This window comes from Pseudomonas sp. P5_A12, assembly GCF_056400685.1.
The window spans coordinates 1-13,344 of sequence record NZ_JBFUKU010000153.1 but is presented as its reverse complement, the minus strand read 5'-3'; the positions used below and the strand labels follow the sequence as shown (position 1 = coordinate 13,344).

11 protein-coding genes are annotated in these 13,344 nt (G+C 59.2%); 5 read left to right on the top strand and 6 right to left on the bottom strand.

All coding sequences use genetic code 11. The annotated features are described in order from the left end of the window. A partial coding sequence (locus AC1DSG_RS19305; protein WP_477792320.1) for a TetR family transcriptional regulator C-terminal domain-containing protein occupies positions 1-338 on the top strand: 338 nt, incomplete at its 5' end. A 106-nt stretch (positions 339-444) separates the two neighbouring features. Here AC1DSG_RS19305 and preA read toward each other — a convergent pair. From preA to hydA, 3 genes are all read right to left on the bottom strand, one after another. Next, positions 445-1,719, bottom strand: coding sequence for an NAD-dependent dihydropyrimidine dehydrogenase subunit PreA (gene preA, locus AC1DSG_RS19300; protein WP_477792319.1), 1,275 nt, complete (start codon positions 1,717-1,719; stop codon positions 445-447). Further along, complete coding sequence (locus AC1DSG_RS19295) at positions 1,720-3,087, bottom strand: NAD(P)-dependent oxidoreductase (RefSeq protein ID WP_477792318.1); 1,368 nt, start codon at positions 3,085-3,087, stop codon at positions 1,720-1,722. It abuts the gene before it with no gap. Positions 3,088-3,247: 160 nt separating this feature from the next. Further along, a complete protein-coding gene (gene hydA, locus AC1DSG_RS19290) occupies positions 3,248-4,687 on the bottom strand; it encodes a dihydropyrimidinase (protein ID WP_477792317.1) in 1,440 nt (479 codons plus the stop codon). A gap of 539 nt (positions 4,688-5,226) precedes the next feature. Between hydA and AC1DSG_RS19285 the strand changes: the two genes are divergently transcribed. From AC1DSG_RS19285 to AC1DSG_RS19270, 4 genes are all read left to right on the top strand, one after another. Continuing rightward, a complete protein-coding gene (locus AC1DSG_RS19285) occupies positions 5,227-6,711 on the top strand; it encodes an NCS1 family nucleobase:cation symporter-1 (protein WP_477792316.1) in 1,485 nt (494 codons plus the stop codon). Positions 6,712-6,847: 136 nt separating this feature from the next. Continuing rightward, positions 6,848-8,131 (top strand): Zn-dependent hydrolase, encoded by a 1,284-nt coding sequence (locus AC1DSG_RS19280; RefSeq protein WP_477792315.1) that lies wholly within the window; start codon positions 6,848-6,850, stop codon positions 8,129-8,131. A 198-nt stretch (positions 8,132-8,329) separates the two neighbouring features. Next, positions 8,330-9,805, top strand: a complete 1,476-nt coding sequence (locus tag AC1DSG_RS19275; protein ID WP_477792314.1) for a helix-turn-helix transcriptional regulator — start codon at positions 8,330-8,332, stop codon at positions 9,803-9,805. Positions 9,806-10,003: 198 nt separating this feature from the next. Continuing rightward, positions 10,004-10,255 (top strand): DUF1652 domain-containing protein, encoded by a 252-nt coding sequence (locus AC1DSG_RS19270; RefSeq protein WP_477792313.1) that lies wholly within the window; start codon positions 10,004-10,006, stop codon positions 10,253-10,255. Positions 10,256-10,728: 473 nt separating this feature from the next. Here the strand turns inward: AC1DSG_RS19270 and AC1DSG_RS19265 are convergent, their stop codons facing one another. From AC1DSG_RS19265 to AC1DSG_RS19255, 3 genes are all read right to left on the bottom strand, one after another. Next, positions 10,729-11,496: an SDR family oxidoreductase gene (locus tag AC1DSG_RS19265; RefSeq protein WP_477792312.1), complete on the bottom strand. Its 768-nt coding sequence runs from the start codon at positions 11,494-11,496 to the stop codon at positions 10,729-10,731. Between the two features lie 62 nt (positions 11,497-11,558). Beyond that, on the bottom strand, positions 11,559-12,626 hold the full coding sequence (locus AC1DSG_RS19260) for a phosphotransferase family protein (protein WP_477792311.1): 1,068 nt from the start codon (positions 12,624-12,626) through the stop codon (positions 11,559-11,561). Between the two features lie 144 nt (positions 12,627-12,770). Then, on the bottom strand, positions 12,771-13,344 hold a 574-nt coding region (locus AC1DSG_RS19255; RefSeq protein ID WP_477792310.1), incomplete at its 5' end, for an NAD(P)-dependent oxidoreductase.

Sequence of the window (13,344 nt, the reverse complement as noted above, 5' to 3'; positions counted from 1 at the left end):
TGAACCACTCGCGCAGCCGGCCTTACGGGTCGAAAGTCTGGGCCAACGAAATCATCCATGGCGCACCGACCTTAGGCACGGCGCTGGACGCCAGCCTGTATGACTGGGCGAAGATGAAGGAAGCGAAAATCCGCCAGTGGGTGGACGACAAACGCATCTTGCCGGTGGAGCCTTCGAGCCTGCTGTACATGATCTGGGCCTCGACCCAGCACTACGCGGACTTTGATCATCAAGTGAATATTCTCAATGATCATCAGCCGCTGTCGGACATGCAGTTCGAGCGGGCTGTGCAGACGGTGACCAGTGTGATTTTGCGGGGGATCGGGTTGGAGCCATAAACCCAAAAATCGCAGCCTCGTTTCACTCGACAGCTGCTACAGAGAAATGCACCCCCTGTAGSAGCTGTCGAGTGAAACGAGGCTGCGATTTCTGGATCTTCAGTGATCAGAAGGCAACATGGTAGGGATTTCTCGGATCATGATTCCAATCCAGAAACGGCTTGCCCGTGTCCATCGGCACCATCTCGATACAGTCCTGCACCGGGCAGGTGATCTGGCACAGATTGCAGCCCACGCACTCATCCTCAATCACCGTGTATTGATGCGTCCCGTCCGCCTGCTTCAGGCTGGCAATCGCCTGGTGCGAGGTATCCTCGCACGCGATATGGCAGCGCCCACACCCAATGCACGCCTCCTGATCAATCTTCGCGATCACCTGATAGTTGATGTCGAGGTACTTCCAGTCCGTGGTGTTGCCCACCGCGCGCCCGGAAAACTCCGAAATACTGGCGTAACCCTGACTGTCCATCCAGCGTGACAAGCCGTCCTTCATTTCCTCGACGATCCTGAAACCATGCAGCATCGCCGCCGTGCACACCTGCACCGAGCCGCTGCCCAACGCAATAAACTCCGCCGCGTCGCGCCAGCTGCCGATGCCGCCAATGCCGGAGATCGGCAGGCCTTGGGTCTGCGGATCACGGGCGATTTCGGCGACCATGTTCAGCGCAATCGGCTTGACTGCCGAACCGCAATAACCGCCGTGGGTGCTTTGGTTGCCCACGGCCGGGTTGGCGACCATGCGCTCCAGGTTGACGCTGGTGATCGAGTTGATCGTGTTGATCAGCGACACTGCATCCGCCCCCCCGCGATGGGCCGCGCGGGCGGCGACGCGGATGTCGGTGATGTTCGGTGTGAGCTTGACGATCACCGGCAGCGAGCAATACGTCTTGCACCAACGGGTGACCTGCTCGACGTACTCCGGCACCTGACCGACCGCCGCGCCCATGCCCCGTTCCGGCATGCCGTGGGGGCAGCCGAAATTCAGCTCAATGCCGTCGGCGCCGGTGGCTTCCACCAGCGGCAGGATGAACTTCCACGACTCTTCGACGCAGGGCACCATCAGTGACACGATCAGCGCGCGGTCCGGCCAGTCCTTTTTCACCTGGGTGATTTCCCGCAGGTTTATCTCCAGCGAGCGGTCGGTGATCAGCTCGATATTGTTGAAACCCAGCACCTCACGGTTGGCGCCGAAGTGGGCCGAGTAGCGCGACGACACGTTGACTGCCGCCGGGTCTTCACCCAGGGTTTTCCAGACCACACCACCCCAGCCGGCCTCGAAGGCGCGGACCACGTTGTAAGCCTTGTCGGTCGGCGGCGCGGAGGCCAGCCAGAACGGATTGGGTGCTTTGATGCCGGCGAAGACAATCGAGAGATCGGCCATTTACGCAGCCTCCACGTTGAGCATCAGTTGAGCGTTGATGGCCTCGGCGGCGAGTTTGCCGTGTTGCACGGCTTGCACGGTGAGGTCCTGATCGAGGCTGGTGCAGTCGCCACCGGCATACACACCGGGGATGCTGGTGCGCAGCTGTTCGTCGACTTGAATCCGCTCGCCCTGACGCTTGAGCTCACGGGCCAGCGGGTCGGCAAGGGCGCTGCCATCAAAGGCCTGACCGATGGCTTTGAAAATGGCGTCGGCGGCCAGCTCGAAGGTTTGCCCGGTAGTTTGCAGGCGACCGTCAACCAAGTGCGTGCGGGCGAAGCGCATGCCGCGCACCTGGCCTTGGTCATCGAGCAGCACTTCTTCCGGTTGCGCCCACGTCAGCAAGCGCACCTGATTGGCCTTGGCGATGTCCTGTTCGTGGCCGGTGGCGCCCATGTCTTCAACACCACGGCGGTACACCAGATTCACATCACGAGCACCGAGACGGGCCATCTGAACGGCCATGTCGATGGCGGTGTTGCCGGCACCGAGGACGATGCAATGGTCCGCCAACGGCAGTTGGGTCAGGTCATCGGCCTGGCGCAGTTCGCGAATGTAATCGGTGGCGGCAAGCAAGCCTGGCGCGTCTTCGTGGGTCAGGCCGAGTTGTTTGCTGGCATTCAGGCCGAGTCCGAGAAACACGGCGTCGAATTGCTGATGTAGTTCGCTCAGGGTCAGGTTGTCGCCGAGTTTTTGCCCGTGACGGATTTCAATGCCACCAATTTGCAGCAAGAACTCCAGTTCCTTTTGCGCGTAGTCGTCCACTAGTTTGTATTTGGCGATCCCGTACTCGTTAAGGCCACCGGCCTTTTCCCGGGCTTCGAAAATCACCACGTCGTGGCCGTGCATCGCGCTGCGGTGAGCACAGGACAAACCGGCCGGGCCGGCACCGACGACGGCGATGCGTTTGCCGGTTGATGCTGCACGGGGGAAGGGATATTCAGTGAAGTGTGCGTTGTCGACGGCGTAACGTTGCAGCAAGCCGATCAAGACCGGTGCGCATTCATGGTCGTTGTTACGCACGCAGGCTTGCTGGCAGAGGATTTCCGTCGGGCAAACCCTCGCGCAACTGCCGCCAAGGATGTTCGCCGAGAGGATTTTCTGCGCGGCGCCCTGAACGTTGTCCTGATGGATATTGCGGATGAAGGACGGAATGTCGATCTCGCTGGGACARGCGTTCACGCAGGGCGCGTCGTAGCAATACAGACAGCGTGACGCTTCCAGGTGAGCCTGACGATCATTGAGCGGCGGCGCCAGGTCGGTGAAATGGCCGGCGAGGGCGGCGGCATTCTCGTAAGGATGCGGGAGGTGGTTCAGGGTCTTGATCACGGTATTGGCCTCACGGTGATGGAGGTGCTGCCTCTGTCGGGCTGATCGTTCCCACGCTCTGCGTGGGAATGCCTCAAGGGACGCTCCGCGTTCCAATGGGACGCAGAGCGTCCCGGGCTGCATTACCACGCGGAGCGTGGGAACGATCTTCGGGAGTGTGTCAGCGGTTCACAGATTTTGGCTGGTGCAGTGCAGCCCGCTTGCTCAGCAAATCAAACACCGCCGGATACGCCGGCCGTTCGACATACCGCCCCGCACCCCGCTCGGCGCGCAAGTCGCCATCGGCCCAGACCACGCGGCCCTGGCTGACGGTGTGGCTCGGTACGCCGCGCACGGTCTTGCCTTCAAAGATGTTGAAGTCGACCTGCTGGTGATGGGTCTTGGCTGAAATGGTTCGCGTGCCTTCCGGGTCCCACAGCACCAGGTCCGCATCGGCCCCGACACGAATCGCCCCTTTGCGCGGGTAGAGGTTGAAGATCTTCGCGGTGTTGGTGGATGTCAGCGCCACGAAGTGCTGCATCGACAAACGCCCGGTGTTGACCCCTTCATCCCAGAGCACCGCCATGCGGTCTTCGATACCAGCGGTACCGTTGGGGATTTTGCTGAAGTCGTCGCGGCCAGCGGCTTTTTGCTCGGCGCAGAAACAGCAGTGGTCGGTCGCGGTGGTGTGCAGGTTGCCCGATTGCAAGCCGTGCCAAAGTGCTTCTTGGTGCCCGCGAGGACGGAAGGGCGGGCTCATCACATAACCGGCGGCGGTCTGCCAGTCCGGGTGTTGATAGACGCTGTCGTCCAGCAGCAGATGCCCGGCCAGCACTTCACCGTAGACTTGCTGGCCTTTGCTGCGGGCGTAGGTGATTTCGTCGAGGGCTTCTTTGGTCGAGACATGCACCAGGTACAGCGGCGTGCCCAACGTCTCGGCGATACGGATCGCCCGACTGGCCGCTTCGCCTTCAACCTGCGAAGGCCGCGACAGTGGATGCGCTTCCGGGCCGGTGATGCCCTGGGCCATTAACTTGCGTTGGAGGTGATAGACCAGCTCGCCATTTTCCGCATGCACGGTCGGCACTGCGCCCAGCTCCAGGCAGCGCTCGAAACTGGCCACCAGTGTATCGTCGGCCGCCATGATTGCGTTCTTGTAGGCCATGAAGTGCTTGAAGCTGTTGACCCCGTGATGACTGACCAGCTCAGCCATCTCCTCGCGCACCTGTTCGCTCCACCAGGTGATCGCGACATGAAAGCCGTAATCTGACGCTGACTTTTCGGCCCAGCCGCGCCACTGGTGAAACGCCTCCATCAGCGATTGCTGCGGATTGGGAATCACGAAGTCGATGATCGACGTGGTACCACCGGCCAGTCCCGCCGCCGTGCCACTGAAAAAATCTTCACTGGCCACGGTGCCCATGAAGGGCAATTGCATGTGCGTGTGCGGATCGATGCCGCCGGGCATCAAGTACTGGCCGCTGCCGTCGAGCACTTCGGCACCTGCCGGAACATCAAGATTGTCGCCAATGGCTTTAATCACGCCGTCGGCGCAATAGACGTCGGCGCGATAACTTTCATCATGGGTAATAACGGTGGCGCCACGGATCAACAGAGACATTCCGAGTTCCTCGCAGGCAATGACCGGCTTATGCCGGTTCTAAGTGTTTTATATAAATCGGCGGCAACAGGTGTATTCCTGTCAACGCTGTCAGGAATTGAAGCTAGTCTGAGTTTATGAAATCAGCAAGAATATTTTTTATAAGCTTATTACTGTTTTAACTAATTGATAAATAAAGACATAAAACGTAAATCACCAAAATGGTGAGGCTGTTCACCATTTTGACGCACTTGACAGGTTCGAAAAATAGACAAGATTTCCTATGTGAAATCAGCCGCTTGAGGATGGTCTATGGTTGATGTGCAACTTTGAAAAAAAGTGTGATGCACCAGATTGAGTCCTGACGGTTCGGACAACTTGCCTGGCATTCGGCCTGAGTGAACAGACAAGTCACCGAAGACTCGCTGGATATATGAATAAAAACAGTTGGTTGTAACGTTTTGTGGAACTGCCCGATGCTCAATCGGGGTGCCCGGCACGTTTATTGATGCCCTGGCACCTGATGAGCAAAAAATAATTCAAAGAACAGTGGAGCGGCCATGCAACAGATCAGATCGCAAGTGACCGAGCGCGAAGGCTTGTTTGAGCTCGAAGCCGGCAGCGACGTCCTCGACAGTCCCCGTTACAACCACGATATGGCGCCAACCAAGTTGCATGAACGCACCTGGAACAAATGGCACATCACCGCGCTGTGGATCGGCATGGCCATCTGCGTGCCGACCTACACGTTGGGTGGCGTGCTCACCGCGTACTTCGGTTTGACGGTGGGCGAGGCGTTGTTGGCAATTCTGTTTGCCAACATCATCGTGCTGATCCCCCTGACTCTGAACGCCTTTCCTGGCACCAAGTACGGCATTCCGTTTCCGGTGTTGTTGCGTTCGAGCTTCGGCGTTCTCGGCTCCAACATTCCTTGCCTGATCCGCGCCCTGGTAGCGTGTGGGTGGTTCGGGATTCAGACGATGTTCGGCGGGCTGGCCATTCACCTGTTTCTGGGCTCGGTGTTCGAGGGCTGGAAGTCATTGGGCGGCACCGGTGAAGTCATCGGTTTCATGGTGTTCTGGGCACTGAACCTGTGGGTGGTGATTCGCGGCGCCGAGTCGATCAAATGGCTGGAAACCCTGTCCGCGCCGCTGTTGATATTGGTCGGTGTGGGCCTGCTGTTCTGGGCGCTGCCGAATGTGTCGATGACCGAATTGCTGGCGATCCCGGCCAAGCGTCCGGAAGGGGCGAGCGTGGCAGGTTATTTCGCCGCCGGCCTGACCGCGATGGTCGGTTTCTGGGCCACCTTGTCGTTGAACATTCCAGACTTCAGCCGCTACGCCAAAAGCCAGAAAGACCAGATCATCGGGCAGATTATCGGCCTGCCGCTGACCATGTTCCTGTTTGCCTCGCTGGGCGTGGTCATGACCGCCGCCTCGGTGAAACTGGTGGGCGTGACCGTCTCCGATCCGGTGACGCTGATCGGGCATATCCAGAGCCCGGTCTGGGTCGCGCTGGCCATGGCGCTGATCATCATCGCCACGCTGTCGACCAACACCGCGGCCAACATCGTGTCGCCGACCAACGATTTTCAGAACGTCGCGCCGAAGTTGATCAACCGCACCAAAGCGGTATTGCTCACCGGGGTGGTGGGGCTGTTGCTGATGGGGCATGAGCTGCTGAAAAAGCTCGGGCTGATCGTCTCTGACCTGAGCCTGGAAACGGTCTACTCCAACTGGTTGTTGGGCTATTCCAGCCTGCTCGGGCCGATTGCCGGGATCATGGTGGTGGACTATTTCCTGATCAAGAAACAGCAACTCGACTTGGCCGGGCTCTATCGCGATGACGTTTATCCGGCCTGGAACTGGTTCGGGTTTATCGCCTTTGGTGTGCCGGTGGTGCTGACGCTGCTGTCGCTGGGTAGCGATGCGTTCAGCTGGTTTTACAGCTATGGCTGGTTTACCGGCTCGGCGTTGGGTGGGGTGATTTATTACGGGTTGTGCTCGTTGCGGCCTAGTCCATCCGTCGCCAAATCTGCGGTGTGAGGGATGATCGTTCCCACGCTCTGCGTGGGAATGCAGCTCGGGACGCTCTGCGTCCCAAATGCGGACGCGGAGCGTCCATGGATGAATTCCCACGCAGAGCGTGGGAACTATCAGTAGTAAGCCTGAGGAGATCACCATGAACGCTGCCGTAGATGTTCTGCAATCCACCCATCAGTACATCAACCGCGACCGCCTGTGGCAATCACTCATGGAACTGGCCAGGCTCGGCGCCACCGTAAAGGGCGGCGTCTGCCGCCTGGCCCTGACCGACCTCGATCGCCAGGCCCGCGACATCTTCGTCAACTGGTGCGAAGACGCCGGCTGCACTGTCAGCGTCGACGCTGTCGGCAACATCTTCGCCCGCCGCCCGGGCCGCAACCCGAGCCTGCCACCGGTGATGACCGGCAGCCATATCGACACCCAGCCCACCGGTGGCAAGTTCGACGGCTGCTTTGGAGTACTGGCCGGCGTCGAAGTGCTGCGCACCCTCAACGACCTGAAAATTGAAACAGAAGCGCCACTCGAAGTCGTGGTCTGGACCAACGAAGAAGGCTCGCGCTTCGCCCCGTGCATGATGGGCTCCGGCGTCTTCGCGGAAAAATTCACCCTTGAAGAAACCCTCGCCAAAGTCGACGCCGAAGGCATCACCGTGGGCCAGGCACTCAACGCCATCGGTTACGCCGGTCCGCGCCAGGTCAGTGGGCATGCGGTGGGCGCTTATTTTGAAGCACACATTGAACAAGGCCCGATCCTGGAAGACGAACACAAAACCATCGGCGTGGTGATGGGCGCGCTCGGCCAGAAATGGTTCGACCTCAAACTGCGCGGCGTTGAAGCCCACGCCGGCCCGACCCCAATGCACCTGCGCAAGGATGCCCTGGTCGGCGCCGCCGTGATCGTCGGTGCGGTCAATCGTGCCGCGCTGGGCCATCAACCCCACGCCTGCGGCACCGTCGGCTGCCTGCAAGCCTATCCCGGCTCACGCAACGTCATCCCCGGCGAGGTGCGCATGACCCTCGACTTCCGGCATCTGGAGCCGGCACGCCTGGACTCGATGATCGCCGAAGTCCGTCACGTCATCGAAACCACCTGCGATGAACACGGCCTGACTTTCGAACTCACCCCGACAGCCGACTTCCCGCCGCTGTACTTCGACCAGGGCTGCGTCAAAGCCGTGCGCAACGCGGCCCAAGGCCTGGGCTTGTCGCACATGGACATCGTCAGTGGAGCAGGGCACGACGCGATCTTCCTCGCAGAACTCGGCCCGGCCGGGATGATTTTCGTGCCGTGTGAAGGCGGCATCAGCCACAACGAAATCGAAAACGCCGCGCCGGACGATCTGGCGGCCGGGTGTGCGGTGTTGTTGCGGGCGATGCTGGCGGCATCGGCGGCGATTGCCAGTGGGCAGCCCGCGGTCTGAAGCACACCGGTAAAACCTGTGGGAGCGAGACCGGCTTGCCGGCGATAGCGGTGGATCAATCAACAGTGATGTCGCCTGACACTCCGCCATCGCCGGCAAGCCGGTCTCGCTCCCACAGGGATTTTGCACGATCATTGATGCGTGCGGTCGTACTCTTCACGGGGGGGCTAAAAGCCCCGTTGTACTTGCGGAGTACCCATGAGCCAGGACGTCCTGAGCACCGAAACCAATCGTCGCCAGTTGCAGCAGATTATTGCGGGGTTGTCCGATGGCGTGATTCTTCTGGAGCTTGATCAGACGATCCTGTGGGCCAATGACGCGGCGCTGGTCATGCACGGTGTCGGCCAGATCAGCGAGTTGGGCGCCAATGCCCGGGAGTACGCCAAACGCTTTGCCTTGCGCTATCGCAATCATCACCCGGTGCCGAAGGATCATTACCCGATCAACCGCGTCGCCCGGGGCGAAACGTTCGACGATGTGCTGGTTGAAATAACCCCTACCGACGATGATCAACGCACGTGGGTGCACAGGGTGCGCAGCATGGTGCTGGCGGACAGCGCCGGTGAGCCGGAGTCACTGGTGCTGATCATGGACGACGTCACCGAATGGGCCAGCGCCGAGCAGCGTTTCGAAAAGACGTTCAACGCCAACCCGGCCCCGGCGGTGATCTGTCGCCTCAGCGATTTGCGTTATATCAAGGTCAACAGCGGTTTTCTGGAGATGACCGGTTTTACCCGTGATCAGGTGATCGGCGTGTCGACATATGAGCTGGACGTGCTTCAAGGCGCGGAAAAAAAAGACCTGGCGATTGAGCGACTGCGCGAGCACGCCACGATTCCGCAGATGCAGGCTGAGTTGCGATTGCCTGAAGGAGGCAGCAAGCAGGTGATTGTCGCCGGGCAACCGCTGGAGTTAAACGAAGAAGACTGCATGCTGTTTTCGTTCGTCGACATGGAACCTCGGCACAAAGCCGAAATCGCACTGCGCCAGAGCGAGGAGCGCTTTGCCAAGGCCTTTCGTCTGACTCCGGTGCCAACGCTGGTGTGCAGTGCCGAGGATCAAATAGTGCTCGATGCCAACGAAACCTTTCTCGGCACCCTTGCGTATCCCAGTGAAGAAGTGCTCGGCAAAACGGTGGCGCAGCTCGATTTCTTCGATGACACCGATGCGCGCACGCGCTTGTTTTCGGCGCTAGAGAAGGCCGCAAGCCTGGACCGTGTCGATGTCAGAATCCGTAAACGCAATGGTGAAGTGATCGATTGCGCGGTGTCGGCCGACACCGTGAATATTCAGGACAGTCCATGCTACCTGCTGGTGTTGATGAACATCACCGAACGCAAACGCACTGAGCTTGAGCTGGTAGCGGCGATCGAGGAGGTGATGAAAGACGCTTCCTGGTTCAGCCGCACGCTGATCGAAAAACTGGCTAATGTGAAAAGCGTAAACGCACCGACGTTGCCCGGCGTGTCCTTTACCGACCTGACCGCCCGCGAGCGAGACGTGCTTGGCCTTATCTGCGAAGGGTTGCCTGACAAGGAAATCGCCGTGCGTCTGAAGCTGGCGCCCAACACAGTACGTAATCACGTGTCCATGGTGTATTCCAAGCTTGATGTTCACAGTCGCAGCGAGGCGATTGTCTGGGCGCGCGAGCGTGGATTGTTCTCCCGGCATTAGGGTGCAAATGCACTAGTGCAGGCAGCGCAAATGGAGGTGTTGGTGGCAGGCGCCAGCGAATAGGCTGTCAAGGTGCGAAAGGAGTCTTTTGCCCGCTTCGCGCCCTCTACGAAACCGCTCAAGGAACCGTCACATGTTTCGCCCACTCAACACTGTTTCGGTTGAAGAGGTTGCCCGTCAGCCGATGGGTGAATCGCAATGATTTATCTGACGCAACTGCGTGCGCTGCTGGAACAGCACTTTGCTCCCCGTGCCTGTGAATGCAGTGTGTCGGGCGACAATTCGGTGACGGTGAAGCTGTATCACCCGGAGTCGGGTGAGGTCGACCTGGTGGTCAGTGGATTGAAGGTGACAAGCCTCAGTTCGCCGCAAGCGGTGGCGTCGTTGATCGAAGAACTGCGTTACGAATTGCAGAGCAACAGCTTGCATCACCCGGGCGGGGACGAGTAAGAGCTGTCGTTTTTCTGGGTAGGGATAGGCCTGACTGCCTTATTTGCTGGCATTGGCCGGTGACTGAGCTATAAGAAATGAGAAGGTAAAATTTTCTGTGACCGGTCCGCGGCTTCGCGGTGTTGTTGTCGTGTCGCGGAAAGCGTCGATTACTTACCGCGGGTCAGACTATGAACAATCCTGGAAAACGTGTTTTTTCGCCGCTGTCGCTCGCCCTATGCGTTGCGATCCTCAGTGGTTGCTCCAGTCCACCGCCTCCGCCACCCCCTCTACCACCCGTAGAAAAAAAATGCGAAACCGTGGACGACACCAATGTGACAGGTAACGCGAATGGAGCCGGAGAAGTGACACGAGTCACCACGACTACTCGCTGCGTGACTCAATAACTCTGGGTGCGTGAAGCGTTGAGAGCGATCCTGTGCACAACAAAAAAGGCAGCCAAAGGCTGCCTTTTGCTCATCTGGCGAATCGAATCAGGACAGGAAACCACCGTCTACATTCAACGAAACCCCAGTGGTGTAGCTCGACGCATCACTCGCCAGGTACAACACGGCGCCGGCCATTTCACTCGGGTCGGCAACACGCTTGAGCGGAATCTGCGCCAGGGCGGTCTTCAGGATCGCATCGTTTTTCACCAGTGCCGAAGCAAATTTGGTGTCGGTCAGGCCCGGCAGCAGGGCATTGCAGCGGATGCCGAATTGCGCGCATTCCTTGGCGAACACTTTGGTCATGTTGATCACGGCGGCCTTGGTCACCGAGTAGATGCCCTGGAAAATGCCTGGCGAGACGCCGTTGATCGAGGCGACGTTGATGATGCTGCCGCCACCGTTTTCGCGCATGATCTTGCCGGCTTCCACCGACATGAAGAAGTAGCCGCGGATGTTGACGTCGACGGTTTTCTGGAAGGCGCTGAGGTCAGTGTCCAGGACGTTGCAGAACTGTGGGTTGGTCGCTGCGTTGTTGACCAGAATGTCGAGGCGACCGAACTGTTCCTTGATGCCGGCGAAGACCTGGCTGATCTGTTCCATTTCACCGATGTGACAAGCGACGGCAGTGGCTTTGCCGCCGGCGGCGATGATCGCGTCGGCTACATGCTGGCAACCGTCGAGCTTGCGGCTCGAGACAATGACGTGGGCGCCTTGCTGGGCCAGCAATTTGGCGATGGCTTCACCGATGCCGCGGCTGGCGCCGGAGACGAAAGCGATTTTGCCGTCGAGGTCGAACAACTGAGTCTTGGACATGGGATTCTCTTGTAAAAGGTCTTGTTATAGGGGCCTGCTTTGCGAGAAGCGCGCCAGGTGGATCAGAGGCTGGATTTCGATATGACTTGCAGGCTCATTTGCTCCAGCATCTTGTTCATGTGAATGAACTGCGCGAAGCGTTTGTCCTGGGTCTGACCATGGAAGAAGCGGTAGTAAATCTGCTGCACGATGCCGGCCAGACGGAACAGGCCATAGGTGTAGTAGAAGTCGAAATTGTCGATCCGGATGCCCGCGCGTTCGGCGTAGTAATCGACGAACTCACGGCGGGTCAGCATGCCCGGTGCATGGCTGGGCTGGCGGCGCATCAGTTGCACCGGTGGCGGGTCGCCGGCTTCGATCCAGTAAGCGAGGGTGTTGCCCAAATCCATCAGCGGGTCGCCGAGGGTGGTCAGTTCCCAGTCCAATACACCGATGATCTGCATCGGGTTTTGCGGATCGAGGATTACGTTGTCGAAACGGTAGTCATTGTGGACGATGCTGGAAGTCGGGTGGTCGGCCGGCATTTTGTCGTTGAGCCAGGCTTTCACCGCTTCCCACTGTGGCGCGTCCGGGGTCAGGGCTTTCTCGTAGCGATCACTCCAGCCTTTGATTTGCCGAGCGACATAACCTTCGGGTTTCCCGAGGTCACCCAGGCCGTAAGCGTTGTAGTCGACACGGTGCAGTTCAACGAACTTGTCGATGAAGCTTTTGCACAAGGCTTCGGTTTTCGCCGAATCCAGACCCAGTTCCGGCGGCAGTTCGGAACGCAGGATGATCCCGTTGACCCGCTCCATCACATAGAACTCGGCGCCGATAACCGATTCGTCAGTGCAGTGCACGTAGGCTTTGGGGCAGTACGGAAAGCCGTCCTTGAGCTGATTGAGAATGCGGAATTCACGGCCCATGTCGTGGGCGGACTTGGCCTTGTGGCCAAACGGCGGCCGACGCAGGACGAACTCCTGCTCGGGGTATTCCAGCAGGTACGTCAGGTTCGACGCGCCGCCAGGAAACTGGCTGATCTGCGGCAAACCACTGAGGCCCGGAATGTGTGCCTTGAGGTACGGATCGATCAGGCTGGCATCAAGTTCTTCGCCAGAGCGGATACGGGTGGACTGGTCAGTAAGCGCCATGCTTATCCCTTCTGCTTATTTTGGAGGCCTGCGACTATTGGCTAATCTAATCCGCGTACCCGGCACTCACAACCATGAACGGCCCTTATAGGTGAGCGTGTTGCCGGGCAATCATTGCTTTTGATACACCTGTTTGAATGGTCGTCAGAGCGTGGCCGTGCTCTGCGCAGACGGCAGGGCAATCGGTGTCAGAACGGGCTGGTTGCTAAAAAATGCCGTCAGGTTTTTCCCGACCAGTTCAACGGTGCCCTGAGTGGCCTCGGGTGAAAGCCCGGCCACATGCGGAGTCAGGATCACGTTGCTCAACGATTTGAGCGGCAGCGGCACATGCGGTTCGGCATCGAACACATCCAGCGCGGCGCCGGCAATGCGTCGTTGTTCAAGCGCGTTGACCAGGTCGGCGGTGACGATCACGCTGGCGCGGGCGATGTTGATGAGGAACCCGTCGTGCCCCAAGGCGTCGAGGACATGTTGGTTGATCAAGTGTTTGGTGCCAATACCACCTGGGGTCGCGATGATCAGAAAATCCGAGACCCGGGCCAGTTCGGTGGGCGTGGAGCAAAAGGTATAGGGCACGTCACTGCGATGCTGGCGGTTGTGGTAACTCACGGTCATGTCAAAACCATTGGCCGCGCGTTTGGCGATGGCCATGCCGACGGCACCCAGGCCGAGAATGCCCAGGCGCTTGCCGGCCAGGGAAGGGCGCATGATCTTCGGC